The organism is Pseudomonas sp. OVF7 (assembly GCF_030644265.1).
GTDB lineage: Bacteria > Pseudomonadota > Gammaproteobacteria > Pseudomonadales > Pseudomonadaceae > Aquipseudomonas > Aquipseudomonas gorinensis.
Window position 1 is genome coordinate 1,817,473 of record NZ_CP128996.1, and the last position, 25,801, is coordinate 1,843,273.

Below are 25,801 nucleotides of genomic sequence, written 5' to 3' on the forward strand. Positions count from 1 at the left end.
CGCTCAGTTTAGCGGGCCTTGGTTTTCTTCACATCCACCAACCGACGCAGGTGGCAGGTCACTTCTTCACGGTCGTGGTACAGCTGCTTGCAGCCGATCTCCACCCGAATACCACGCGCCTTGAAGCCCTCTTCGATGCGTTCGAGCAGGCGCTTCACCTCGGCGTAACGCTGCTTCATCGGCAACTTCAGGTTCACCACGGCCTCACGGCAATAGCCTTCGCCGATCCAGGTTTCCAGCAGCGCGGCGTTACGCGCCGGCTTCTCGACGATGTCGCACACCATCCAATCCACGGGCTGCTTGGGCACGAAAGTGAAGCCGTCAGCCATCAGGTGTTGCACCAGGCCGGTGTCCATCAGGCTTTCGGCCATGGGGCCGTTGTCGATGGCGGTCACCAGCATGCCACGGTTCACCAGTTGCCAGGTCCAGCCACCGGGGGCGGCACCGAGGTCGACACCGGTCATGTCGCCATGCAGGCGCTCATCCCACTGGTCGCGGGGGATAAAGTGGTGCCAGGCCTCTTCCAGCTTCAGGGTCGAGCGGCTGGGCGCCTCACGCGGGAATTTCAGGCGCGGGATGCCCATCGGCCACATTGCCGAGTTGTTCGACTCGGCCAGGCCCATGAACACTTCGCGGCCGCTCTTGAAGGTCAGCAGCAGGCGCGGCTTGCTCGGGTCGTCCACCAGCTTGCCGGCCCCCAACAGGGCTTTGCGCAGGTGCACTTCGAATTTCTTGCAGAAGTTCGAGAGTTCCTTGCCATCGTTGGTATCGACCATCTCCAGCCACACACTGCCGCACACCGGGAAATCGCGCAGGTGCGTGAGGATCACGCTGATGCGATCGGTTTCCGGCAAATCGATAAATACTCCGCGCGCCCACTGCCTGGGGAAGATCAGCTCGGCAAAACGCTGGCCGTGCATCAGGCGCTGGGCGCCGTCTTCTTCGGTGCAGACAAATTCGGCGCAGGCGCTGCCGGTCTTGGCCTTGGCGTAGCCCGAAACATTCAGGCGTGCGGCGTGCTCCGCGATCTCGGAACAGACTTCGCCCTCAAACCCCGGACGGCAGTGCATAAAAAGGGTGTTCATCGACTCTCCTGGTGAATCAACTGACTTGCGCTATCGCAATGCCTGTCATGAAAACGCGCGCATGATAGCCGAGTTCGGAACCTTGGTTCTGTCCATAGAGTCCAGTAATTAGCCAGCTACTGAAAACAGGGCTAGTTTGATAGCTCTGTTAGTCCCGTCAGGTCCGTAGCCGTGCGGACCATAAGGAGTCATGTAATGTCATCCCTTGATAGCCTGAGAACCCTTAAAACCCTGCAAATCGACGATAAGACTTATCACTATTTCAGCCTGCCCGAAGCCGCCAAGAGCCTGGGCGACCTGGATAAGCTGCCGATGTCCCTCAAAGTGCTGCTGGAAAACCTGCTGCGCTGGGAAGACGACAAGACCGTCACCGGCACCGACCTCAAGGCCATCGCTGCCTGGCTCAAAGAGCGCCAGTCCGACCGAGAGATCCAGTACCGCCCGGCCCGGGTATTGATGCAAGACTTTACCGGCGTTCCCGCCGTGGTCGACCTCGCCGCCATGCGCGCTGCCGTGGCCAAGGCCGGTGGCGACCCGCAACGTATCAACCCGCTCTCCCCCGTGGACCTGGTCATCGACCACTCGGTGATGGTCGACAAGTTTGGCACCACCCGTGCCTTCGAACAGAACGTCGACATCGAAATGCAGCGCAACGGCGAACGCTATGCCTTCCTGCGCTGGGGCCAGAGCGCCTTCGACAACTTCAGCGTGGTGCCGCCGGGCACCGGCATCTGCCATCAGGTCAACCTCGAATACCTTGGCCGCACCGTGTGGACCAAGGACGAAGACGGCCGTACCTATGCGTTCCCCGACACCCTGGTCGGGACTGACTCCCACACCACCATGATCAACGGCCTTGGCGTATTGGGCTGGGGCGTGGGCGGTATCGAAGCGGAAGCCGCGATGCTCGGGCAGCCGGTATCGATGCTGATCCCGGAAGTGATCGGCTTCAAGCTCACTGGCAAGCTGAAAGAAGGCATTACCGCCACCGACCTGGTGCTGACCGTTACCCAGATGCTGCGTAAAAAAGGCGTGGTGGGCAAATTCGTCGAATTCTACGGCGACGGCCTGGCCGACCTGCCCCTGGCGGACCGCGCGACCATCGCCAATATGGCCCCGGAATATGGCGCCACCTGCGGCTTTTTCCCGGTGGACGACGTGACGTTGGACTACCTGCGTCTATCCGGTCGCCCGGCTGAAACCGTCAAATTGGTCGAGGCTTACACCAAGGCCCAGGGGCTGTGGCGCAACGCCGGCCAGGAGCCAGTGTTCACCGACAGCCTGGCCTTGGACATGGGCAGCGTCGAGGCCAGCCTGGCGGGGCCAAAACGCCCGCAGGACCGGGTATCGCTGCCCAATGTCGGCCAAGCCTTCAGTGACTTCCTCGACCTGCAATTCAAACCCACCAACAAGGAAGAAGGCCGCCTGGAAAGTGAAGGCGGCGGTGGTGTCGCCGTGGGCAATGCCGACCTGGTCGGCGAAACCGACTATGAAGACGACGGCCACACCTATCGCCTGAAAAACGGCGCCGTGGTGATCGCCGCCATCACCTCTTGCACCAACACCTCCAACCCCAGCGTGATGATGGCTGCCGGGCTGGTGGCAAAAAAGGCCGTGGAGAAAGGTCTCACCCGCAAGCCCTGGGTAAAAACCTCGTTGGCGCCGGGTTCCAAGGTGGTCACCGACTACTACAAGGCCGCCGGTCTTACCCAATACCTCGACAAGCTCGGCTTCGACCTGGTGGGCTACGGTTGCACCACCTGTATCGGCAACTCCGGGCCGTTGCCCGAGCCGATTGAAAAAGCCATCCAGAAAGCCGACCTCGCCGTCGCTTCGGTGCTGTCCGGCAACCGTAACTTCGAAGGCCGCGTGCACCCGCTGGTGAAAACCAACTGGCTGGCCTCCCCGCCCCTGGTGGTGGCCTATGCCCTGGCCGGCACGGTACGCATCGATATCAGCAGCGAGCCTTTGGGTAACGACCAGGATGGCAATCCGGTGTACCTCAAGGACATCTGGCCGAGCAGCCAGGAAATCGCGGATGCCGTGGCCCAGGTCAGCACCGTCATGTTCCACAAGGAATACGCCGAAGTGTTTGCCGGTGATGAGCAGTGGCAAGCGATCGAAGTGCCGCAAGCCGCGACCTACGTGTGGCAGAAGGACTCCACCTACATCCAGCACCCACCGTTCTTCGATGACATTGGCGGGCCACTGCCGGTGATCAAAGACATCAAGGGCGCCAACGTGCTGGCGCTGCTGGGCGACTCGGTGACCACAGACCACATCTCCCCGGCCGGCAATATCAAGGCCGACAGCCCTGCCGGCCGCTACCTGCGTGAACAGGGTGTGGAACCGCGCGACTTCAACTCCTACGGCTCACGCCGGGGCAACCACGAAGTGATGATGCGCGGCACGTTCGCCAATATCCGTATCCGCAATGAAATGCTCGGTGGCGAAGAAGGCGGCAATACGCTGTATATCCCCACGGGCGAGAAAATGTCGATCTACGACGCCGCCATGCAGTACCAGGCCAGCGGCACGCCACTGGTGGTGATCGCCGGCCAGGAATACGGCACCGGGTCGAGCCGCGACTGGGCCGCCAAGGGCACCAACCTGCTGGGTGTCAAGGCGGTGATCGCCGAGAGTTTCGAACGGATTCACCGTTCCAACCTGGTGGGCATGGGCGTGCTGCCGCTGCAGTTCAAGCTGGATCAGAACCGCAAGGCGCTGAAGCTGACCGGCAAGGAGAAGATCGACATCCTGGGGCTCACAAACGTGGAGATCGTGCCGCGGATGAACCTGACGCTGGTGATTACCCGGGAGGATGGCAGCAGCGAGAAGGTCGAGGTGTTGTGCCGGATCGATACCCTCAATGAAGTGGAATACTTCAAGGCCGGGGGCATCCTGCACTATGTGCTGCGCCAGTTGATCGCGTCCTAAGAACTAAGAACACAGGAGATCAAATGTGGGAGGGGGCTTGCCCCCGATAGCGGTGGATCAGGCAAAAATATTTAGCCTGACACACCGCCATCGGGGGCAAGCCCCCTCCCACATCAGATCAGCCGAACAGCCATTTCCACAGCAGTACCAGGACGACCACCGCCAGCACCGGCCGCGCAATGCGGTAAGCCTTCGGGTGCTTGCGCTTCCACTGCTTGACCACACCGCTGAACTTGTCGCTGAAGGACTTGCTCCAGGCGTAGGCCTGGTTGATGCCGCCGACGCGTTCATCATCCAGGTTCTGCGGTGCCGTGGCGCGCCCCAGTTGCTGGCTGACCCAGCGGTTGATGCGGGTCATCAGGCGGTTGCTCAACGGCCGCTCGATATCGCAGAACAGGATCACGCGAGTCTTCTCGGTCTCGTTCTTGACCCAGTGCACGTAGGTTTCGTCGAACATCACGTCCTCACCGTCGCGCCAGGCATAGACCTGGCCGTCGACAAAGATGCGGCAGTCGTCGGAGTTCGGCGTGGACAGCCCCAAGTGATAACGCAGGGACCCGGCAAACGGATCGCGGTGCGGGTTCAAGTGGCTGCCACCGGGCAACAGCGCAAACATTGCGCCCTTGACGTTGGGAATGCTGCTGACCAATGCCACGGTCTTCGGGCACAGCGCCTCGGCCGATGGCAGCGGTTTGTCGTACCACTTGAGGTAGAAACGCTTCCAGCCCTTCTTGAAGAACGAACCGAAACCGGCGTCATTGTTCTTTTCAGCGGCGCGAATGTAACCCTCGTCGAACAGGTGCATGGCCTCTTCGCGGATCACTTCCCAGTTGTCCTTGAGCACGTCCAGTTCCGGGAACTTGCTACGGTCCAGGTACGGCTTGGACGGCACCGCCGAGAACAGGTACATCAAGGCGTTATACGGGGCGAACAGCGCCGAATGGTTGACGAACTGACGCAACATCGGCAAACGGGCCTTGCCGCGCAGATGCACATACAGCGTGCTGCCGATAAACACCAGCAACACCGACAGTTTGGCGGCCAAAGAAAAGGTCATGCAGCAACTCCTGGAAATAAGCGCCTGGCCAGCAACCTCCCGTCAACGGGAAACCAGACGTAGCAGCCGGCCATGATAAACACTTGGGCCATTATGCAGAAGGCCCGGGCGGGCCGGCTGACACAAATCAAACATTGCAAGCGACGCTGCTGTGGCGAGCGGGCTTGCCCCGCGTTGGGGTGCGAAGCGGCCCCATTACAGGCGATGTGTTTTTAACTGACACACCGCGGTGCGTGGTTTTGGGGCTGCTACGCAGCCCAACGCGGGGCAAGCCCTAATGCCGTTCAGTTAAGCGTACATCGCCTTCTGTAGGAGCGAGCTTGCTCGCGAAAAACGTCAACGATAACGCGTGTTTCCTGAGTGAACGCGGCGCCTGTGAGTTCTTCGCGAGCAAGCTCGCTCCTACAAAAAAGCCTTAACTGAACGGCATTAGGGCAAGCCCGCTCGCCACAACAAGCCCGCTCGCCGCAACAAGCCTGCTCATCCCACAATAAACCCATCTACTTGCCACAGGCGATCACATCAAGCCTGGTTTTCCTGGTCGGTAAACAAATCGCTGAACAGCATGCTCGACAGGTAGCGCTCACCGGAGTCTGGCAGGATCACCACGATGGTCTTGCCCTGCATTTCCGGTTTTTCCGCCAGGCGCACGGCCACGGCCATGGCCGCGCCGCAGGAAATACCGCACAGGATGCCCTCTTCCTGCATCAGGCGCAGGGCCATGGCCTTCGATTCCTCATCGGTCACCAGTTCCACACGGTCAACCATCGACAGGTCGAGGTTTTTCGGCACGAACCCGGCGCCGATGCCCTGGATCTTGTGCGGGCTGGGCTTGATCTCTTCACCGGCCAGCGCCTGCGTGATCACCGGCGACACCATGGGTTCGACGGCCACCGACAGGATCGGCTTGCCCGCGATGTTCTTGATGTAACGCGACACACCGGTAATGGTGCCGCCCGTCCCCACCCCCGCCACCAATACATCCACGGCGCCATCGGTGTCGTTCCAGATTTCCGGGCCGGTGGTTTTCTCGTGGATCGCCGGGTTGGCCGGGTTGTCGAACTGGGCCGGCATAAAGTAGCTGGCCGGGTCGCTGGCGAGGATTTCGCCGGCTTTCTCAATCGCGCCCTTCATGCCCTTGGCCGGTTCGGTCAACACCAGTTCGGCACCGAGGGCCTTGAGCACTTTGCGCCGCTCGATGCTCATGGACGCGGGCATGGTCAACACCAACTTGTAGCCACGGGCCGCGGCGACGAAGGCCAGGCCAATACCGGTATTGCCGGAAGTCGGTTCGACAATGGTCATGCCCGGCTTGAGTTTGCCGGTACTTTCGGCGTCCCAGATCATGTTTGCGCCAATGCGGCACTTCACCGAATAACCTGGGTTACGCCCTTCGATCTTGGCCAGGATGGTCACGCCACGCGGTGCGATACGGTTGATCTGAACCAGGGGCGTGTTACCGATGGAGTGCGCGTTGTCTGCAAAAATGCGGCTCATGGCGGGTCCTATTGGGCGATTTCAAGAAAGGTTCCAAGGGTATGCCTCGTGCCGCCAAGCGTCCAGTCAGAGGAACGTTGCGCGTGTCCCAACAGTCCATCTCCTACCCGCAAGGAGAACTGCCCCATGAAACGTCGCTACAGCTGGCCACTCTGGACCATTGCCGGATTACTGGTGGTCCTGGTCGCCGTGAGCATCGCGCTGCCCTATCTGGTGCGTAACTACCTGAATGACAAGCTCGCCGACATGGGCGATTACCGCGGCCAGGTTACCGACGTGGACCTCGCGCTGTGGCGTGGCGCGTACAGGATCAACGGCCTTGAGATCATCAAGGTCGACGGCAAGGTGCCCGTCCCGTTCGTCAAGGCGCCGCTGATCGACCTGGCAGTAAGCTGGCACTCTCTTTGGTACGACCACGCGGTGGTGGCCAAAGTGCTGTTTATCCAGCCCGAAGTGAACTTCGTCGACGGCGGCGCCAACAAGCAAGCCTCCCAGACCGGTAAAGGCACCGACTGGCGCGAGCAGCTGAGTAAGTTGGCCCCCATCACCCTCGATGAGGTGCGTATTGAGGACGGCAAGATCGCCTTCCACAACTTCAGTTCCAAACCCGTGGTGAAGATCGACGCGACCGACGTCAACGCCAGCTTCTACAACCTGACCAATGTGGTGAACGTCAAAGGCCGGCGCGACGCGCGGTTCGACGGCAAGGCCCTGCTGCAAGGCCAGGCCCCGCTGGAAGCCACCGCCACCTTCGACCCGCTGAGCAATTTCGAGAATTTCGAGTTTCGCTTTCGCGCCAGGGACTTGCAGCTCAAGCGCATGAATGACTTCGCCTCGGCCTATGGCAAGTTCGACTTCAAGGCCGGTACCGGGGATGTGGTGATCGAGGCCCAGGCGGAAAAAGGCCAATTGACCGGGTACATAAAGCCGCTGCTGCGTGATGTAGAGGTCTTCGACTGGCAGCAGGATGTGGAGAACAAGGACAAGAACATCTTTCGCTCGATCTGGGAGGCCGTGGTGGGCACCAGCGAGACCGTGCTGAAGAACCAGGCGAAGAACCAGTTCGCCACCCGCGTGGAACTCAGTGGCAGCGTGCATCAGCAAAATGTCAGCGCGTTCTCTGCATTTTTGGCGATTTTGCGTAACGGTTTTATCCAAGCATTCAATGCGCGCTATGAACAGCCCAAGCCCAGTGCTGACTGAACCACGCGCCTAATGGATGTGTGACCCGCCATTCAGAGACTGAATAACCCGTCTGCGTTCACAGTCGCCGGGGCCGCGCGGTATAGTCCGGGCATTGATGAATTCGAGGAATGACCGATGAAGTTCGAAGGCACCCAGGCCTACGTTGCCACCGATGACCTGAAACTGGCCGTCAACGCTGCCATCACCCTGGAGCGCCCGTTGCTGGTCAAGGGCGAGCCGGGCACCGGCAAGACCATGCTCGCCGAGCAACTGGCCGAATCCTTCGGTGCCAAGCTGATCACCTGGCACATCAAGTCCACCACCAAGGCCCACCAGGGCCTGTATGAGTACGACGCGGTCAGCCGGCTGCGCGACTCGCAATTGGGCGTGGACAAGGTGCACGACGTGCGCAACTACCTGAAGAAGGGCAAGCTCTGGGAAGCCTTCGAGTCCGAAGAGCGGGTGATCCTGCTGATCGATGAAATCGACAAGGCCGACATCGAGTTCCCCAACGACCTGCTGCAAGAACTCGACAAGATGGAGTTCTACGTCTACGAAATCGACGAGACCATCAAGGCCAAGAAACGCCCGATCATCATCATTACCTCCAACAACGAAAAAGAGCTGCCGGACGCGTTCCTGCGCCGCTGCTTCTTCCACTACATCGCCTTCCCCGACCGCACCACCCTGCAAAAGATCGTCGACGTGCACTACCCCGACATCAAGAAAGACCTGGTCAGCGAAGCGCTGGACGTGTTCTTCGACGTGCGCAAAGTACCGGGCCTGAAGAAAAAGCCCTCCACCTCCGAACTGGTGGACTGGCTCAAGTTGTTGATGGCCGACAATATCGGCGAAGCCGTGCTGCGCGAGCGCGACCCGACCAAGGCCATCCCGCCCCTGGCCGGTGCCTTGGTCAAGAACGAGCAAGACGTGCAATTGCTGGAACGTCTGGCGTTCATGAGCCGTCGCGGTAATCGCTAATGTTGCTCAACCTGTTCAACGAGATGCGTGCCGCCAAGGTGCCGGTGTCGGTGCGCGAGCTGCTCGACCTGATCAACGCGCTCAAGCAGCGCGTGACCTTCGCCGACATGGACGAGTTTTACTACTTGGCCCGGGCGATCCTGGTGAAGGACGAGCGGCACTTCGACAAGTTCGACCGCGCCTTCAGCGCCTATTTCAACGGCCTGGAAAAGCTCGACGACCACCTGCAGGCGCTGATCCCCGAAGACTGGCTGCGCAAGGAATTCGAGCGCTCGCTGAGCGACGAAGAACGCGCGCAGATCCAGTCCCTGGGCGGCCTGGACAAGCTGATCGAAGCGTTCAAGAAACGCCTGGAAGAACAGAAGGAACGTCACGCAGGCGGTAACAAGTGGATCGGCACCGGCGGTACCAGCCCGTTCGGCTCCGGCGGCTACAACCCTGAAGGCATTCGCGTCGGCGAAGCTGGCAAGCGCCAGGGCAAGGCGGTAAAAGTCTGGGATCAGCGCGAGTACAAGAACCTCGACGATCAGGTCGAGTTGGGTACGCGCAATATCAAGATCGCCCTGCGCCGCCTGCGCAAGTTCGCGCGCCAGGGCGCTGCCGAAGAACTGGATATCGACGGCACCATCGACCACACCGCCCGCGATGCCGGGCTGCTGAATATCCAGATGCGCCCGGAACGGCGCAACACCATCAAGCTATTGTTGCTGTTCGATATCGGCGGCTCGATGGATGCCCACGTAAAAATCTGCGAAGAGCTGTTCTCGGCGTGCAAGACCGAGTTCAAGCACCTGGAGTATTTCTACTTCCACAACTTCGTGTACGAGTCGGTGTGGAAGAACAACCAGCGCCGTACGTCGGAACGCACCTCCACCCAGGATCTGCTGCACAAGTATGGCGCCGACTACAAAGTGATCTTTATCGGCGATGCGTCGATGGCACCGTATGAAATTACCCAGGCCGGCGGCAGCGTCGAACACTGGAATGAAGAGCCGGGGTATGTGTGGATGCAGCGCTTCATGGCCAAGTACAAGAAGCTGATCTGGATTAACCCGTATCCCAAGGATACGTGGGGTTATACGGCATCGACGGGGATTGTGCGGGAGCTGGTGGAGGATCAGATGTATCCGTTGACGCTTCGCGGGCTGGAAGAAGGGATGCGGTTTTTGTCGAAGTAGCCGGCAACCTGTAGCCCTCGAAGCTACAGGTTTGCTTTCAGCAGCGCTCGGCGTCGATCCAACCGAACTTCAGAAACAGCGCGGAAAACTGTTTGAGCAATTCAGCATCCTTGTGGGTGACCTTGCCGTCATTATTGACATCCTGATTGATCGAAACACTGCCTAGGCCATTGTCGTCCCCGTAAATCGCCGCGGTGTAGACAATGCTTTCATCCGTAGGTGCGCCCTCGCCCTGGTGAAAGTGCAGACGCACGGTGTCGGGTATGCCGTTGCCGCCAAAGTCGCGGGCAAACACCTTTAAGTATTTGTCGAAAGGTGCGTCGAGGCTGAACCAATTGAACTCAACAAACAATTGGGCCAGTTCAATTGCCAGTGCCCGGTCGACGGCATCGATGACGCCATCCTGGTTCACATCATCGGCAATCACCCAATCCAGCTGCCCGTCATCGGTAATATCGAAGGCCGTGGCCTGCCGGACGAGAGTCGGGGTGTGGGTATCGTCATGAAACTCCAGACTGACCACATCGGGCACATCATTATCGAGGACATCCTGTGCATAGATTTTCAAGTAGCGCATGTTGGAACCCTAGTGAATGAAGCACTAAGACTTCCACATGCACCCACTCGAACCAAGACGGCAATGCCCATCAGGCATGTGAGACTAATCCTGACCGTCATTCGGGCGCCATAACAGCGCTCAAATGAACCGGCGTAAAAAATCCACCTGCTGCCGATGCGCCGTTTCCTGCACCACCGGCGCCAGCCTCACCTTCTCTCCCGGCAGGCACTGCGCCAGGCGCGCCAACGCCAGTGGCGTCAACGCGCCCAGGCGCGGATAGCCGCCGATCGTCTGCCGATCATTGAGCAACACGATCGGCTGCCCATCCGGCGGCACCTGGATCGCGCCCAACGGAATCCCTTCGGAAATCAGTGACGGCCCCTGGTACTGCAACGGCGTGCCCAGCAAGCGCATGCCCATGCGGTCGGCGCGACTGTCCAGAGTCCAGTCGGTATTGAAGGCATCAAACAGGCTCTGGCCGCTGAACTGACCAATTTGGGCGCCGACGATCACATCCAGCGGCGCCTTGGCTGGCAACGCCGGCGTGCTCAGCACTTTCATCGCTCCGCCGGTACCGGAATAGGCCAATCGCGCGCCTTCGGCCAACGCCTCGCCAAAGCCGTTCAAGCCACCCAGTTCCTCCCGTACCACGGTGGCGCAACTGCCCAGCACATCCGGCGCATCAAACCCACCCGGTGCAGCCAGGTAAGCCCGCGCGCCGCTGAACGGTTGGGTAAAGCGCAAACGCTGACCCTTTTGCAGGATAAAACTGCGCCCAGGGCTGATCGCACGCTCATCGATGTAGGCGCCCAGGTCCGCGCCGGCCAAGGCCAGCAAGCAATATTCCTCGGCCTGTACGGTAAAGCCGCCGAGGGTAATTTCCACCACCGGCGCATCCAGCGCATTGCCCAGCAGCCAATTGGCCCAGGACATCGACACCCAATCCAGCGCACCGCCCTGGGTCACGCCCAGGTGGCGAACGCCAAAACGTCCGGCGTCCTGCAACAGGCACAGCGGGGTGCTGGCCTCGATGATCAAGCGGCTCATGCCTGCGCCTCCAACGGCGTGTCATCGCCACCCAGGTTGATAAACTCGGCGTGGCTGACGGCGGCAAAACGCACCGTGTCGCCCGGTTGCATCAGGCTGTAGCCGTCGCGCTCGCGGTCAAACAACTTGGCCGGGGTGCGGCCAATCAGGTTCCAACCACCAGGGGAGACCACCGGATAGGCGGCGGTTTGCCGTTCGGCAATGCCCACGCTGCCGGCCGCCACGCGTTTGCGCGGGGTGTTGAGACGCGCAGTGGCGAGGGCTTCGTCCACCAAGCCCATAAAGGCAAAACCGGGAGCGAAGCCGAGGGCAAATACCTGGTATTCGTGGGCACTGTGGCGGCGGATGACATCCTCCACCGAAAGGCCGCTGCGCCAGCTGAGCAAGCTCAGCTCAGGCCCGACGCTCAGGTCATACCACACCGGCAGCACATGGCACTGGCCACTGCCCTGGGCCTGGGGTTGCAGGCCGGTCAGCGCCTGGTCGATCAATCCCCGTGCTTGCGCCGGGCTCAACGCAGTGAGGTCGTAATGCACCATCAAGGTGGTGTAGGACGGCACCAGATCCACCAGCGCCGTGCCAAAACCGCTGCGCAAGCGCTGGGTGGCGGCGAGCATCCACGGCATGTTGGCTTCGGCAATCACCTCGAACAGACGCACCATCAGGCAGTCGATCGCCACCACTTCAATCCGTGGCTTCATGCTGACTTCAATGCCTCCCGGATGCGCTGCACGGCGGCGATCGAACTGGCGTTGTCACCGTGCACACATAGGGTGTTGGCCTGCAAGACCAACGGGCTGCCGTCGCTGGCGGTCAGGGGTTCGCCACGGGAGAGGGTCAAGGATTGCTGGACGATGACCTCCGGATCGTGGTGCACCGCACCCGGCAATTGACGCGAAACCAGATGACCGTTGGGATCGTAGGCACGGTCGGCGAACGCCTCGAACCACAGGATCACCCCGTATTCGTCACCCAGCGCCTGGGCCGCGCTGTTGTCGCGGGTGGCCAGCAGCATCAGCGGCAGGTCGCCGTAGGCGGCCACGGCCTGGATCACTGCACGCAACTGCGCCGGGTTGGCCATCATGTCATTGTACATCGCGCCATGGGGTTTGACGTAACTGACACGCCCGCCCTGGGCGCGGCAGATGCCCTCCAGCGCGCCGATCTGGTAGTGCAACAGGTCCTGGATTTCCTGGGGGGTGTAGGCCATGGAACGGCGGCCGAAACCTTGCAGGTCCTGGTACGCCGGGTGCGCGCCGACCTGTACGCCGTGTTTGAGGGCCAGGCTGACGGTCTTGCGCATGATGCTCGGGTCGCCGGCATGAAAACCGCAAGCCACGTTGGCGCAATCGATGAACGGCATGACCTCGGCATCCAGACCCAGGGTCCAGTTGCCAAAGCTTTCGCCGATGTCGCAGTTCAATAGCAGGCGGCTCACGGTGGTTGCTCCTGTAGGCTTTGTTTTTTTGTAGTGTGGGATTTTTTACACAGAACTCGCAACTTGTCCTGATACCCCAACGACGCTTATCGTGGAATGGCTCGATTTTTGGCGTTTGCCCGGTGCGGCGTCCAACTAATAAAAACCGATCCATGCATAAGAAAAAGTTGATCCCATGAATTTGAAGTTCCTCGAAACCTTCGTCTGGGTGGCCAAGCTCAAGAGTTTTCGCCTGACCGCCGAGAAGCTGTTCACCACCCAGGCCTCGATTTCCAGCCGCATTGCGGTGCTGGAGAGCGAACTGGGGGTGAAGCTGTTTCTGCGTGATTCGCGGGGCGTGAGCCTGACCCCGGAAGGCTTGAAGGTGCTCGATTATGCCGAGCAGATGATGGTGACCATACAGGGCCTGAAGCAGTCCCTGGAGACCACCAGCAGCAAGGTCGGGCGCATCCGTATCGGCGCGATGGACACGGTGATCCACACTTGGCTGAGCCCATTGGTCGCCGAATTGATGGACCAGTTCCCCCGGGTGGAAATCGAATTGATCGCCGATACCGCGCTCAACCTCAGCGATCAGCTGCAAAAAGGCTTCCTCGACCTGATCCTGCAAACTGACCTGCTCCGCCTGGAGACCGTGCGCAGCCTGGAACTGGCCAGCCACCCCATGGCCTGGATCGTCGCCAGCCAATCGATCTACAACCGCGACTATGCTTCCCTCGCCGAACTGGCCCAGGAACGCATCATCACCTACTCGAAAAACTCCCACCCCCATCAGGACGTGCTCAGCCTGATGCAGGCCAATGGCGTCGCCGCGCCACGGATGAACTGTGTGAATTCGGTGTCGGCGATTACCCGCCTGCTGCGCGATGGCTTCGGGATTGGCGCACTGCCCCCCGTGCTGGTCATCGAAGAACTGGCACGCGGTGAATTGGTGATGTTGCCCATGGCGCAGAAACTGCCGAACTTGCAGGTGGTGGTGTCGTGGCGCGTGGGGGTGGAGTTGGTGGAGGAAATTGTGGGGTTGTGCCAGAAGGTGGTGGCCAGGTATGCCGAAGAGGTTGGCGAAGAGCGGATGGTGCTCAGCAACTGAAGGAACCCAATCCAATGTGGGAGGGGGCTTGCCCCCGATAGCAGTGTGTCAGTCAATACATCAGTGACTGAACCACCGCCATCGGGGGCAAGCCCCCTCCCACAATTGACCCAGGTGTTGGTTAGAGACCTTTCAGGTCCCGCTCTTCAATCGGCCGGCTCTGACGCAGGCGCTTGCCGCCCAACACCACCCAGTCGATCAAGCGGAACAGGCATTCCAGGCCAAACGACAGCAACATCGCCCCACCCAGGCCCCAGCCCATGGCCTCGGGGGTCAGCAGGATCTGGTAGCTGTAGCCGTTCCAGGTTTCCAGGCGGATATCCGGGTCGGCGGCCACCGCCACTTGCAGGGCGCGGATGTACCACGGGCCTTGCATGGCCTGGAATTGCTTGTCCAACGCCACCTGGCGATCGAGCATCGCCCCCAGGCTCTTGGCATCGCTCTGGAACACCGGGTCGTCGCTGGCGCGGTAGTGGGCCACCAGGGCCTGCAGGTCGCCATTGAAGAACTGCTGCGCAGTGGACTCAAACCCGCGCAGGCCGGTCTGGGCCTCGATCAGGTGGGCTTCGACGCGCTTGGCGTAGTCGTTGATAAACCCCGGCACTTGCACACCGACCAACAAGCCAATGGCAAACAGCACCAGTCGCAAATAGCTGAGCAACATAATCGATGTCCCTACTCGGTAATGCCCTGGCTGACGCATTCACCGCGTCGCCACAGGCTCCATTGGCCCGGTTCGTAGCGGGTCCAGTTTTCGTTGTCGGTCAGCGGCTCGGTGGCAATCACCGTGACCACATCATTGGGGGTGGTTTCGGCCTGAAAATCGACAATCACGTCGACATCTTTCAGGCGTGCCGGGCCAAACGGGGCGCGCCGGGTGATCTGCGCCAGTTTGGTCGAGCAGTAGCAGAACAACCAGTCGCCATCGCTGAGCAGGCAGTTGAACACGCCTTTGCTGCGGTATTCGGCGCAGGCGGCGATCAGGTCCGGCAGCATCTGCTCAATATCGACTGGCTCCGGGAATGCCTCGCGTACGCGGTTAAGCAGGTCGCAGAACGCCGCCTCGCTATCGGTATCACCCACCGGGCGGTAGAACGTGGCGCGCGGGTTGAAGTCCGCCAACTGGCCATTATGGGCGAAACACCAGTTACGCCCCCACAGTTCACGCACGAACGGGTGGGTGTTGGCCAGGCTCACCTTGCCGACGTTGGCCTGGCGGATATGGCCGATCACCACTTCACTCTTGATGGGATAACGCTGCACCAGCAGCGCGACTTCCGATTCGCTGCTGGCGGCCGGGTCCTGGAACAGGCGCAGGCCACGGCCTTCGTAGAAGGCAATGCCCCAACCGTCGCGATGGGGCCCGGTACGCCCGCCGCGCTGCATCAGCCCGGTAAAGCTGAATACGATATCGGTGGGGACGTTGGCACTCATGCCCAATAATTCACACATGCCAGGGCTCTCGCTGCAGGGCGGACTACGTTAAAGGCGCGGTTCGACCCGCATACCGCTCACCGGCGCCGGGCGACGGAACGGTTCATCGTCTTCGTCTTCCGGCTCGGCAGCCAAGGCGGCATCGACCGCGGCCTTGCGCTCACGGCGGGCCTTGGCGGCACGCTCGATGGGCCAACGGATCAACACGATGACGATATACACGCCAAAGGCGATCATCGTGTACATGAACAGATCGGAGACGGCCCGCCAGGCGTTATTGCCGACCTTGAGCACCAGGTCCATCGCGGTGATGGCCACGGCCGGGGCGAACTGGGTCTTGACCGGATCGACGATGGTCGGGCTGAACAGCAGCACCGCCATCAGCAATTGCAGCGGCTCGCGCAACCAACGCCAGATCCAGCGGGTCATGCGCCACCACACCAACAGGCAGCCCAAAGCGGCGAAGGCGTAAAGGCCCCAAGCGGTCAGATAGTCGTTCTCGGTCATGGTGTCCATGGCAACGTAGGCAAACAGGCGGCTATGATAACGGCTTTTGCGTGTCGCGGCTGCAATGGCTGCCACCATCCGCCAGACAGAGAGTGATCCATGCCTTCATCGACCCACATCACTGCCGCCCCGATTGCCCGCAAAGCCCCAGGCCAGGACCCGTACGCCTGGCTGCAAGAGCGTGACAGCGCTGAAGTGCTCGATTACCTCAAGGCCGAAAACGCCTGGCTGGAAGCCCAACTCGCCGACCAGCAGGCCCTGCGCGAAACCCTGTTCGAGGAGATCAAGGGGCGCATCCTCGAAACCGACCTGTCGCTGCCCTCCCCTTGGGGCCCGTACCTGTACTACACACGCACCACCGCCGGTGACGAGTATGCCCGCCACTACCGCTGCCGCCGCCCGGCCGACGACAGCAACCAGGTGGACGCCAGCAGCGAAGAGCTGCTGCTGGACCCCAACGCCCTGGCCAATGGTGGCTTCTTCTCCCTCGGCGCGTTCAGCATCAGCCCCGACCACCAGCGCCTGGCCTACAGCCTCGACACCAATGGCGAAGAGATCTACACCCTGTACGTGAAGGAATTGGCCACCGACAAAGTCAGCGAACTGGCGTTCGACAACTGCGACGGCAGCATGACCTGGGCCAATGACAGCCTGACCCTGTTCTTCGGCGAGCTGGATGACACCCACCGCCCACACAAGCTGTATCGCTACCGCCTGGATGGTACGGCCGCGCAGGAAGTGTTCCATGAGCCCGACGGGCGTTTCTTCCTGCACTGCTACCGCTCCAGCTCAGAGCGCCAGTTGCTGCTGGCCCTGGGCAGCAAGACCACCAGCGAAATCTGGGCCCTGGACGCCAACCAGCCGCACCTGGACTTCACCTGCCTGGCACCGCGGGTCGAGGACCATGAATACGATGTCGACCACGGCCAACTGAATGGCGCGTGGACCTGGTTTATCCGCAGCAACCGTGACGGCATCAACTACGCCCTGTTTGTGGCGACCGACATTGGCGACGTGCCAACCGAGGATGAGTGGCAGAACCTGATCCCCCACAGCGACGAGGTGATGCTCGACGGCGTCAGCCTGAACGCCTACGCCATGACCCTGAGCCTGCGCATCGGCGGCCTGCCGGTGATCGAAGTGCACCCCCAAGGCGTGCCGGCCTATCGCGTGGAATTACCCGACGCCGCCTACAGCCTCTACGTCCAGAACAGCCTGGAATTCGTCAGCGACAAGATCCGCCTGCGCTATGAAGCCCTGAACCGCCCGGCCCAGGTCCGCCAGTTGGAACTGGCCAGCGGCGCGCAGCAAGTGCTCAAGGAAACCCCGGTACTCGGCGTGTTCAACGCCGATGACTACGTCAGCCGGCGCCTGTGGGCCACCTCCGCCGATGGCACCCAGGTGCCGATCAGCCTGGTGGTCAAGCGCGACCAACTCGGCAAGCCGACGCCGCTGTACCTCTACGGTTACGGCGCCTACGGCCAGAGCCTCGACCCGTGGTTCTCCCACGCCCGCCTGAGCCTGCTGGACCGTGGCGTGGCGTTCGCCATTGCCCATGTGCGCGGCGGCGGCGAGCTGGGTGAAGCCTGGTATCGCAACGGCAAGCAGGAACATAAGCAGAACACCTTCAGCGACTTTATTGCCTGTGCCGAACACCTGATCGCCGAGGGCCTGACCACCGCACAGCAACTGGTGATCAGCGGCGGCAGTGCCGGTGGCCTGTTGATCGGCGCGGTGCTCAACCAACGCCCCGAGCTGTTCCAGGCGGCGATTGCCGAAGTGCCGTTCGTCGACGTGCTCAATACCATGCTCGACCCGGAACTGCCGTTGACCATCACCGAGTACGACGAGTGGGGCAACCCCGAGGAGCCCGAGGTGTACGCACGCATCAAGGCCTACGCGCCGTACGAAAACGTCAGCGCCCAGGCCTACCCGGCCACGCTGGTGATCGCTGGCTACAACGACAGCCGCGTGCAGTACTGGGAAGCGGCCAAGTGGGTGGCGAAGCTGCGGGCGACCGCCACCTCCGACAACCTGCTGCTGCTCAAGACCGAACTGGGCGCCGGCCACGGCGGGATGAGCGGTCGCTACCAGGGAATTCGTGACGTAGCACTCGAATATGCATTTGTATTCAAGGTGCTGGGGCTGGTGTAAGGAACTTCGCGGAGCGGTCCTGTCTGAACACAGGACCGCCACCTTTGATGGACCAAGATTGCAGCCATGGCACTACCGACGCTAATGAACACCGAAATCCGCGACATGCTCATGGACTGCGGCCTGTTCGACCCGTTGTTGCCGGAAGACTTTCACGTCGCCGCCGGCTACTTCAATATCAGCAGCATTGCCGAGGGCGAGGTGATTTTCCTCGAGGGCGATGCTGGCACCTTCATGTGCATCCTCCACAGTGGCCAGGTGGCGGTACAGAAAACCAACCACAATGGCCAACGCCTGACCATCGCCACCCTGCGCAGTGGCCGGGCCTTCGGTGAAATGGCAGTGCTCGACGGCGAGCGACGTTCCGCCAGCTGCGTGGCCGCCAGCGACTGCGTCTTGTTGAGCCTGGGCAAGGACGCCCTGGAAAAGATGCTCAATGAAACGCCCCGTGTGGCGGCTAAGATCATCCGCGCAATCGCCATCGCATTGTCCAAGCGCCTGCGCATGGCCGATGGGCAATTACTGTCCCAACAGTTTTAACCGCCGGGCGACTTCGGCTTGCTGTCGTTCTGCTGCAAGCCGGGCACCGTCTGGTCCTTCGGCGGCGTCGGCAATACGATCGGCGCCAAGGCGGGGGAGCCGTTGGTCTTGGGCACGGCCGGCGGGGTGACTTGCGGGTACAACGTCGGCGTCGGGGTGCCCGGTGCGCCTGGGGTTGGCGCTGGCGCGACCGGTACGGTTTGTAACTCCTGAGCCTGCGCCGCACCCAATGCGAGCGCGCTCAACACAATGACCGTTAGAATGCTGCACTTCATCGATGGCTCCATGGCCTGACCGGAATGTCGTAAGGCTACTCCCAACCGCGCAAGAATGCCCTTCCCAATGAGATTTCCATGAAACGTTTCGTTCTGCTCGACACCACCCCGATCCCCGATAACGGCGGTGCCTTGTGCCTGTTCGAGTACGGTGAAGATTTTGTCATCAAGATCCAGGGCGGTGACGGCGGCCAGTTGATGAACACGCGCATGCACGGTTCCGAAGACGCCCTGGCGGAAATTCCCTGCCGCAAAGTCGCCGGCCGCCCCGGTTCGCGGGTATTGATTGGCGGCCTGGGCATGGGCTTCACCCTGGCGTCGGCGCTCAAGCATTTGGGCAAGACCGCCGAGGTGGTGGTGGCGGAACTGGTGCCGGGCGTCGTGGAGTGGAACCGCGGACCCTTGGGGGAAAAAGCCGGGCGCCCGCTGCTCGACCCGCGCACGCTGATTCGCCTGGAAGACGTGGCCAAGGTGCTGCAGGCCGAGCCCCAGGGCTTTGACGCGATCATGCTCGATGTGGACAACGGCCCCGAAGGCCTCACGCAAAAAGCCAACAGCTGGCTTTACTCCGCCGGTGGCCTGGCGGCCTGCGCCAAGGCCCTGCGGCCCAAGGGCGTGTTGGCCGTATGGTCGGCCAGTGCCGACAAGCTGTTCAGCGACAAACTGCGCAAGGCCGGTTTCAAGGCCGAGGAAGTGCAGGTGTTCGCCCATGGCAACAAGGGCACCCGGCACACCATCTGGATTGCGGAAAAGCTCAAGGGCTGAGCACCATTAACCAAACGCTGAAAATCCAATGTGGGAGGGGGCAAGCCCCCTCCCACATTTTTGATCCCCGATCAGTGGTGGGATTTGCGGTAATCGATCACATACGGCACTTTTTTGTCGAAGGTCTTCTCCAGCTCATCGCGGTCCAACTGGGGCATGCCGCCCAGTTGATGGGCGGTAAAGCCGCTATCCCCCACCTGTGAACCCGGCGCCAGGCTGACCATGCGCTTGGCCACCGCTTCGATGGCATCCTTGTAGCCGCCTTTCTTGTTCAGGTTGTACTGGCCCAGGTCCACCTGCGTGCGCAGCCAGTTACCCCAATAGAACTCCAGGAACTCCGGCGCGATCTCCCCAGCATCCGGCTTGCCATAGGCGGCCTTGCGGGTGAAATACACCAAGCTGCGGAAGGTGTCGTCCTGCAGGTTCTTGAACCCCAGGTGCGCCGGCAGTTGCTCCGGTGGCAGGGTCTGGCCTTGGTTGTCCTTGAGCCAGACCTTGCGGGCCGCTTCCATGCGCTGCCAGAAGCTCGCCATGTTCGGGCTGTTGCTGAAGTCGTCGGTGACCTTGACCCACATCTTCAAGCGCGGGCCGCCGCCGGGCACTTCCCACAAGGTGGTGAAACTGTGGTGACCGTCGGTCAGGTACAGCTGCCCGGCTGGGCCGACCACCACGGTTTTCATGTCCTCGGGATGGGTGCCCACCGGGTCCTTGCAGGTGAAGCTGTCGGGCTGGTGCAGGTCAGCCTTGCCGGGCACCTTGTCGGCCTCGCCCTGGCCATTGGTTTCGCAGTACTCATCGAAGACCTTGGCGGGCTTGTCGGCAAACAGCCCCAGGCTGTAGTAGATCTGGTCGAACCCCACCACGGCCTGGGTGGGGTGCAACTGGTCGAGGGCCACCTCGATCACCTGGCCGGGCTTGGGCGTGGAGAACGCCTGGGCTTGCGCCGTGAGGGCGCAGAGTAGAAGTGCAACTGTCCATGTAGGTAAACGCATAGGTTTCAGATCCTTATGAATTGAGTGAACCGATACTACAAACGATCGCCGGCGCCAGGCTGTACGGTTGCTGAAAAAGCCAGCGGTCATTTGCCCCGCAAGCGGCTAGAATCAACGCTATCCGTGACCCACCAAACAGCCAGGAGCCATGATGAGCTCGACCAACCCGCCCTCCCACACCGCCAAGCTGGACCGCATCCTTGCCGATGCCCAACGCGACCGGGAAATGGGCTACCGCGACAAAGCCCTGAAAATGTACCCCCACGTGTGCGGCCGTTGCGCCCGTGAGTTCGCCGGCAAACGCTTGAGTGAACTGACCGTACACCACCGTAACCACAATCATGATGACAATCCCCAGGACGGCTCCAACTGGGAACTGCTCTGCCTGTATTGCCACGACAACGAACACTCGCGCTACACCGACCAGCAGTACTTCGGCGAAGGCTCCACCAGCAGCCCGACGATTGCCAAGGCCACGCACAACCCGTTTGCGGCGTTGGCGGGGTTGATGAAGAAAGACGATTGAAATCCTTGTGGTGAGCAGGCTTGTTGTGGCGGGCACAAGCGCTATCTATTTGTGGCGAGCGGGCTTGCCCCGCGTTGGGCTGCGCAGCAGCCCCAAAACCAGCCGCTCCTGCAATATCTGATACACCGCATTTTGCTTTATTGGGGCTGCTGCGCAGCCCAACGCGGGGCAAGCCCGCTCGCCACAACAAACCTGCTCGCCACAGTAGGCCTGCTCATACATGGACGCCCCCAGTATGCCAAGCGCTCAATTCGTGAAAACACAGACGGGATAAGGTTGCAGCCATACATCCGGACTTTAAGTGAGGCTATGCCTCTGTCCCTGATGGAATTCGCTGATCGGGCTCTTATCACCACAACGCGCTCGAAGCGCTGTGAGCGGAGCAGAGTTACCCGATCCCGGTCCTACCTGTCTTGCCATCACGTCATGATCGCCTGAGCAACCTTGGAAATACTCCCTCTAACGCACCACTTTTTGATTCCACCGAGCCGGCTACGCCCCTGTTACATCAGGGGTGTAGTCGGCTCGGAACTTGCTGCCATGGGCCAATAGTGCCCAGGCTATCCGGACAGTTTTATTAGCCTGAGCAACAACTGCAACGTTGGTGTGCCGACGAGCCAATAACCCCTTCAGCCAATCCGCCGAAGGATCTGTTTTACTCTCCACCACTCGAACCACCGACCGAGCGCCGTGAACCAGCAAAGTGCGTAAATAACCATCGCCCCGTTTACTGATCCCCAACAACGTGGGCTTTCCTCCGCTGGAATGTTGTCGTGGCACCAACCCCAGCCATGCTGCCATTTGCCGACCATTAGTGAAATTCTTCGCATCACCCACTGACGCCACTAGCGCGGTTGCAGTGAGCGGGCCGACTCCTGGTATTTCTGCCAGGCGGCAACTGTCTTCATTGCTGCGATGCCATTGTTGAATCTCCCGTTCCAACTCGACGACCTGTCGATCCAGCTCTTTGAAATGCTCACTCAAACGCTGCATCAGTTGGCGCAAAGATCGAGGAAGAGCGTTGTCACGATCTTCCAAAATGCCCGGCAAACGCTCGGTAATATGCCGAATGCCCTGCGGCAAGACCACGCCAAACTCTCCAAGAAGTCCACGAATCGAATTAGCTTGTGCCGTTCTGGCCTTTACGAATCCCTGCCGTGCGCGATGCACGGCCAGAATAGCTTGTTGCTCTACCGTCTTGATCGGCACAAAGCGCATGTTGGGCCGAGTAACGGCTTCACAGATTGCTTCTGCGTCAGCTACATCGCTTTTGTTCGACTTCACATAGGGCTTCACAAATTTCGGTGCCATTAACTTGACCGTATGACCAAGTGCCTGCAGTTTTCTTGCCCAGTAGTGGGCTCCGCCACATGCCTCCATGCCCACCAGGCACGGCTCTAACGTGGCAAAAAACGGTACAACTTGTTCACGTTTAAGCTGCTTCCTTAGCGCCGTTTTTCCTTGTTCGTCGATCGCGTGAAGTTGAAACAGGGCTTTTGCCAAGTCAACCGAAACAGTCGTAAGCTTCATGAGGACGCTCCCTTCCGTTAAGTGTGGGTAACACTTTAACTTTGGCACATAGATGCCGTTAGGAAGGGGGCGTCCATCCCATTACCACAGAAAGCCTGCTCGGCCCAAAGTCGTCGCCATTGCCCGTATAATCGCCGCTTTTATCCAAGGCACCCTTCCCCGTGGGCAATAAACGCTACAGCTGCATCGGTCTGTATAACCCAAAATCCCCCGAAAACGTCGGCTCGGTGATGCGTGCCGCCGGCTGCTACGGCGTGGCCTCGGTGTTCTACACCGGCAAGCGTTACGAGCGCGCCCGGGATTTCATCACCGACACCAAGAAGGTCCACCACGACATTCCGTTGATCGGTATCGATGACCTGAAGAAGATCCTGCCGCTCGGTTGCATCCCCGTCGCCGTCGAGCTGGTGGAGGGCGCCCGCCCGCTGCCCGAATACACCCACCCAGACCGCGCGCTGTATATCTTCGGCCCGGAAGACGGCTCGCTGGATAAAGAGATTCGCGACTGGTGCGAAGACGTGATCTACATCCCGACCACCGGCTGCATGAACCTTGCCGCCACTGTCAACGTGGTGCTCTACGACCGCCTGGCCAAGGGCAATAACACCCGCTCGGGGCCCAAGTACTGATTTTTCGGGAACATCCGCCGCCTGCAAACAGTCAGCTGCATATCACTAGCCCTTGTTGGAGACAGATCATGAGCGACAGCAAATCCCTGCGACCCATCATCGAACACACCCCTTTTGAAACCCGCCCCACACAGAACGTGCATGGCTGGGAACGCATCGGCTCGGTGGCGGGTGGCGTGATAATGGTTGGCAAAGGCCTGCGTCGTGGCGGGATTTTCGGGCTGATTCAGGTGGCCATTGGGGGTGTGGCACTGACCCGTGGTTTTACCGGACACAGCACGCTCAAGGACAAGCTGGAACAAGGTCGCCAGGAAATGAACAGCGTACGCACCAAGATCGAACGCGCCGGTGCAGAGCTGAAAAACCTCAAGACCAAGGCCGAAGTGGCGGCTGAGAAGGCTACAAAAACGGCGGGGTGATCCAAGCCTTCGGTGAGGTGGGGATCCAAATGTGGGAAGGGACTTGCCCCCTCCCACATGTTGCTTGGTGCATGGCTCGGATTTCAGCGTAACAACTTGCTGTCGAGCACCACCGACGATTCGCCGATGATGCTCTCGGCCAACTGCACAAACTCCGCGGTAGTGATGCTGTTCGCACGCATCACCGCCTGGGCCAGGTCATCGAGGGAACGCTTGTTGTGGGTTTTCACGCGGATCTCGCGGTCCAGCTCCTGCATCACCACCACGGCCCGCGCCACAATCGCTCCGCTGACGTGCTCGCCGCGCAGGCTGGTGACGTCCTTGCCTTCCTTGGCCAGCCTGGCCTGTATCGCCGCATACCGTTCATCGGTGATACCTCCGGCACGGCGCACCAGTTCAATGGCGTAGTACTCTCCCAGGCCTTCGCTGATCCAGTCACTGGTGTCATGGTCGTTGAAACGGCCAATTGCCTGCACCACTTCGCGAATCAACGGGCTGCTGCCATTCTCGCTGACCAACGGCGTGCGGCTGTTGAGGTAGATCGAGTCACGCGAAGAGAACACACCCCGGCGCATCGGGTCGCTGGCGCCGACCACCAGGAGCTTGGCGGGATGGCGTGGAAAGGCGGTTTCCACTTGCGGCCAGACGAAGGTCAGCAGCGTCAGCACATCCATGCGGCGCATGGCCTGGCCCTTGGGCGAGGCCACTGTGACTTCGGTTTCGCCCAGGCGCACACGGCGGCTGCCCAGGTTGCCGGCGAGCATCCAGCCAGTGGGGCGGTCGAACAGGCGTGAAACGTTGTCAATGCGGAACTTGTTCTTGCCAATGCGCGGCCAGGCGGTTTCGACGCTCTTCCAGCCGGCCGGCAGCTCGAACGCCAGGCGCGACACCAGCTCGACGCCATCCTGCTGGTCAAGCCGTGCAGTGGGCACCAGGTCTTCACCGCGAAACAGCGCCCAGCTCGGCGTCATCCGTGTGTCATACAGGCCCGGCTTGCGTGCGTGGGTGAGGCGTACGCGGTAGGTCAGGCTGGCCTTGTCGGCGCTGGGCTGCCACACGCCACGGTGGCCACTGACTTTCCATTGCCCATCGGCCTTGAAGTCGCTGTAGTCGCCGTCATGGCCCAGGTCGAAGTTCAGGCTGCGCACCGCCGAACCCTGGGACAGGCTCACGCGGACTTCGGCCTGATCGCTCAGGGGCAGCAGCTTGACGTGATAATCCAGGTCGACTTTCTTCGCGCACCACGCCGGCATGCTCAGCGTCAGCAACACCAGGCTTGTCGCCAGCTTGGTTCCCACGGTCATACACACTCCTTTTTCAGCCGGCGCGGAAGATCAGGTAATCCTCCCAGTCATCTTCGGGCACGCTGCCTTCGCTGAGCATGCGCCCCGACTGGGAAATGCGTTCGTGGTGCACGGCGTCGCGGTCGCCGCAGACCAGGTGGTGCCACAGCGGCAGGTCCTTGCGCTCGCTGACCAGGCGATAGCCGCAGGTGGGCGGCAACCATTTGAACTGGTCGGCCTGGCCCGGGGTGAGCTGGATGCAGTCAGGCACCGAGTCGCGGCGGTTGGGATAGTCGGTGCACTGGCAGGTTTTCAGGTCCAGCAGTTTGCAGGCGATGCGCGTGTAATAGACGCTGTTGTCGTCTTCGTCCTCAAGCTTTTGCAGGCAGCACAGGCCACAGCCGTCGCACAACGACTCCCACTCCTCTTGGTCGAGCTGCTCAAGGGTTTTGCGTATCCAGAAGGGTTCGACTTTGGCGGCCATGGCTCTACATCAGTATCGGAATGTGAAAAGGCCGCCAGTCTAGTGCCCATGGCCCCCGCGGCCAAGCGCTTACGACTGGCGGTGTTGCAAGACTTGTCAGCGACTATTCATCGCAGTAGCTTTGTGGGCCGCAAAGGCCCCGTGTCGTGAGCCATAAATGCGTGACCGCATTGCCCCGATGCCCTATGGAGCCTTGAAAAAACCTTCGC

The 25,801-nt window shown here is 60.8% G+C and carries 26 protein-coding genes; 11 read left to right on the forward strand and 15 right to left on the reverse strand.

Features of this window, described 5'->3' with window-relative positions; genetic code table 11:
* Positions 1-8: 8 nt before the first annotated feature.
* Positions 9-1,085 carry a 23S rRNA (cytidine(2498)-2'-O)-methyltransferase RlmM gene (gene rlmM / locus QU606_RS08120; RefSeq protein ID WP_304998277.1) on the reverse strand — a complete coding sequence of 359 codons (1,077 nt, stop codon included), beginning with the start codon at positions 1,083-1,085 and terminating at the stop codon, positions 9-11.
* A gap of 195 nt (positions 1,086-1,280) precedes the next feature.
* On the opposite strand from rlmM, the gene acnA reads away from it, so the two are divergent.
* Positions 1,281-4,022, forward strand: a complete 2,742-nt coding sequence (gene acnA / locus QU606_RS08125; RefSeq protein ID WP_024074068.1) for an aconitate hydratase AcnA — start codon at positions 1,281-1,283, stop codon at positions 4,020-4,022.
* 118 nt (positions 4,023-4,140) lie between these two features.
* Here the strand turns inward: acnA and QU606_RS08130 are convergent, their stop codons facing one another.
* Positions 4,141-5,079: an aspartyl/asparaginyl beta-hydroxylase domain-containing protein gene (locus tag QU606_RS08130; protein WP_024074067.1), complete on the reverse strand. Its 939-nt coding sequence runs from the start codon at positions 5,077-5,079 to the stop codon at positions 4,141-4,143.
* Positions 5,080-5,601: 522 nt separating this feature from the next.
* Positions 5,602-6,576 (reverse strand): cysteine synthase A, encoded by a 975-nt coding sequence (gene cysK, locus QU606_RS08135; RefSeq protein WP_024074066.1) that lies wholly within the window; start codon positions 6,574-6,576, stop codon positions 5,602-5,604.
* A gap of 126 nt (positions 6,577-6,702) precedes the next feature.
* Between cysK and QU606_RS08140 the strand changes: the two genes are divergently transcribed.
* From QU606_RS08140 to QU606_RS08150, 3 genes are all read left to right on the forward strand, one after another.
* A complete protein-coding gene (locus QU606_RS08140; RefSeq protein WP_024074065.1) occupies positions 6,703-7,779 on the forward strand; it encodes a DUF748 domain-containing protein in 1,077 nt (358 codons plus the stop codon).
* Between the two features lie 117 nt (positions 7,780-7,896).
* Complete coding sequence (locus QU606_RS08145; protein ID WP_003210690.1) at positions 7,897-8,742, forward strand: MoxR family ATPase; 846 nt, start codon at positions 7,897-7,899, stop codon at positions 8,740-8,742.
* The gene (locus QU606_RS08150; protein ID WP_304998278.1) at positions 8,742-9,920 is read left to right on the forward strand and encodes a VWA domain-containing protein; all 1,179 of its coding nucleotides are present in this window, start codon (positions 8,742-8,744) and stop codon (positions 9,918-9,920) included. The genes QU606_RS08145 and QU606_RS08150 overlap by 1 nt, the downstream gene beginning before the upstream one ends.
* Positions 9,921-9,957: 37 nt before the next feature.
* On the opposite strand, the gene QU606_RS08155 is transcribed toward QU606_RS08150, so the two are convergent.
* The 4 genes from QU606_RS08155 to QU606_RS08170 form a co-directional block, all read right to left on the reverse strand.
* On the reverse strand, positions 9,958-10,497 hold the full coding sequence (locus QU606_RS08155) for a hypothetical protein (protein WP_069075437.1): 540 nt from the start codon (positions 10,495-10,497) through the stop codon (positions 9,958-9,960).
* A gap of 120 nt (positions 10,498-10,617) precedes the next feature.
* Positions 10,618-11,526: a biotin-dependent carboxyltransferase family protein gene (locus QU606_RS08160; RefSeq protein WP_304998279.1), complete on the reverse strand. Its 909-nt coding sequence runs from the start codon at positions 11,524-11,526 to the stop codon at positions 10,618-10,620.
* A complete protein-coding gene (locus QU606_RS08165) occupies positions 11,523-12,227 on the reverse strand; it encodes an allophanate hydrolase subunit 1 (RefSeq protein WP_304998280.1) in 705 nt (234 codons plus the stop codon). The genes QU606_RS08160 and QU606_RS08165 overlap by 4 nt, the downstream gene beginning before the upstream one ends.
* A complete protein-coding gene (locus QU606_RS08170; RefSeq protein WP_024074060.1) occupies positions 12,224-12,964 on the reverse strand; it encodes a 5-oxoprolinase subunit PxpA in 741 nt (246 codons plus the stop codon). The genes QU606_RS08165 and QU606_RS08170 overlap by 4 nt, the downstream gene beginning before the upstream one ends.
* Before the next feature lie 175 nt (positions 12,965-13,139).
* Between QU606_RS08170 and QU606_RS08175 the strand changes: the two genes are divergently transcribed.
* On the forward strand, positions 13,140-14,054 hold the full coding sequence (locus tag QU606_RS08175; protein WP_304998282.1) for a LysR family transcriptional regulator: 915 nt from the start codon (positions 13,140-13,142) through the stop codon (positions 14,052-14,054).
* Positions 14,055-14,175: 121 nt separating this feature from the next.
* Here QU606_RS08175 and QU606_RS08180 read toward each other — a convergent pair whose 3' ends face one another.
* From QU606_RS08180 to QU606_RS08190, 3 genes are read right to left on the reverse strand one after another with little or no spacing between them, the layout of a single operon-like run.
* On the reverse strand, positions 14,176-14,718 hold the full coding sequence (locus QU606_RS08180; protein WP_024074058.1) for a DUF2937 family protein: 543 nt from the start codon (positions 14,716-14,718) through the stop codon (positions 14,176-14,178).
* Between the two features lie 11 nt (positions 14,719-14,729).
* On the reverse strand, positions 14,730-15,506 hold the full coding sequence (locus tag QU606_RS08185; RefSeq protein WP_024074057.1) for a class II glutamine amidotransferase: 777 nt from the start codon (positions 15,504-15,506) through the stop codon (positions 14,730-14,732).
* 30 nt (positions 15,507-15,536) lie between these two features.
* Positions 15,537-16,073 (reverse strand): hypothetical protein, encoded by a 537-nt coding sequence (locus tag QU606_RS08190; RefSeq protein ID WP_024074056.1) that lies wholly within the window; start codon positions 16,071-16,073, stop codon positions 15,537-15,539.
* 21 nt (positions 16,074-16,094) lie between these two features.
* On the opposite strand from QU606_RS08190, the gene QU606_RS08195 reads away from it, so the two are divergent.
* Together QU606_RS08195 and QU606_RS08200 are read left to right on the forward strand one after the other, a co-directional pair.
* Positions 16,095-18,149 (forward strand): S9 family peptidase, encoded by a 2,055-nt coding sequence (locus QU606_RS08195; protein ID WP_093235542.1) that lies wholly within the window; start codon positions 16,095-16,097, stop codon positions 18,147-18,149.
* A gap of 66 nt (positions 18,150-18,215) precedes the next feature.
* Positions 18,216-18,689 (forward strand): cyclic nucleotide-binding domain-containing protein, encoded by a 474-nt coding sequence (locus QU606_RS08200; protein WP_024074054.1) that lies wholly within the window; start codon positions 18,216-18,218, stop codon positions 18,687-18,689.
* Here QU606_RS08200 and QU606_RS08205 read toward each other — a convergent pair.
* A complete protein-coding gene (locus tag QU606_RS08205; RefSeq protein ID WP_041160864.1) occupies positions 18,686-18,964 on the reverse strand; it encodes a hypothetical protein in 279 nt (92 codons plus the stop codon). The genes QU606_RS08200 and QU606_RS08205 overlap by 4 nt on opposite strands.
* A 78-nt stretch (positions 18,965-19,042) precedes the next feature.
* Between QU606_RS08205 and QU606_RS08210 the strand changes: the two genes are divergently transcribed.
* The gene (locus QU606_RS08210; RefSeq protein ID WP_024074052.1) at positions 19,043-19,729 is read left to right on the forward strand and encodes a spermidine synthase; all 687 of its coding nucleotides are present in this window, start codon (positions 19,043-19,045) and stop codon (positions 19,727-19,729) included.
* 71 nt (positions 19,730-19,800) lie between these two features.
* Here the strand turns inward: QU606_RS08210 and QU606_RS08215 are convergent, their stop codons facing one another.
* Positions 19,801-20,721 (reverse strand): ParB/Srx family N-terminal domain-containing protein, encoded by a 921-nt coding sequence (locus tag QU606_RS08215; protein ID WP_069075440.1) that lies wholly within the window; start codon positions 20,719-20,721, stop codon positions 19,801-19,803.
* A 151-nt stretch (positions 20,722-20,872) separates the two neighbouring features.
* Between QU606_RS08215 and QU606_RS08220 the strand changes: the two genes are divergently transcribed.
* Positions 20,873-21,247, forward strand: coding sequence for a YajD family HNH nuclease (locus QU606_RS08220; RefSeq protein WP_003210675.1), 375 nt, complete (start codon positions 20,873-20,875; stop codon positions 21,245-21,247).
* A 492-nt stretch (positions 21,248-21,739) separates the two neighbouring features.
* On the opposite strand, the gene QU606_RS08225 is transcribed toward QU606_RS08220, so the two are convergent.
* Positions 21,740-22,777, reverse strand: coding sequence for an IS110 family transposase (locus QU606_RS08225; protein WP_168233670.1), 1,038 nt, complete (start codon positions 22,775-22,777; stop codon positions 21,740-21,742).
* A 161-nt stretch (positions 22,778-22,938) separates the two neighbouring features.
* Here QU606_RS08225 and QU606_RS08230 point away from each other — a divergent pair, with 161 nt between their 5' ends.
* Positions 22,939-23,406: an RNA methyltransferase gene (locus tag QU606_RS08230; protein WP_003210674.1), complete on the forward strand. Its 468-nt coding sequence runs from the start codon at positions 22,939-22,941 to the stop codon at positions 23,404-23,406.
* Between the two features lie 68 nt (positions 23,407-23,474).
* Complete coding sequence (locus QU606_RS08235; protein ID WP_024074050.1) at positions 23,475-23,825, forward strand: DUF2892 domain-containing protein; 351 nt, start codon at positions 23,475-23,477, stop codon at positions 23,823-23,825.
* A gap of 83 nt (positions 23,826-23,908) precedes the next feature.
* Here QU606_RS08235 and QU606_RS08240 read toward each other — a convergent pair whose 3' ends face one another.
* Both QU606_RS08240 and QU606_RS08245 read right to left on the reverse strand, forming a co-directional pair.
* A complete protein-coding gene (locus QU606_RS08240; RefSeq protein ID WP_024074049.1) occupies positions 23,909-25,129 on the reverse strand; it encodes a hypothetical protein in 1,221 nt (406 codons plus the stop codon).
* 13 nt (positions 25,130-25,142) lie between these two features.
* Entirely contained in the window at positions 25,143-25,592 is a 450-nt protein-coding gene (locus QU606_RS08245) for a YcgN family cysteine cluster protein (RefSeq protein ID WP_024074048.1), read from the reverse strand.
* Between the last annotated feature and the right edge of the window lie 209 nt (positions 25,593-25,801).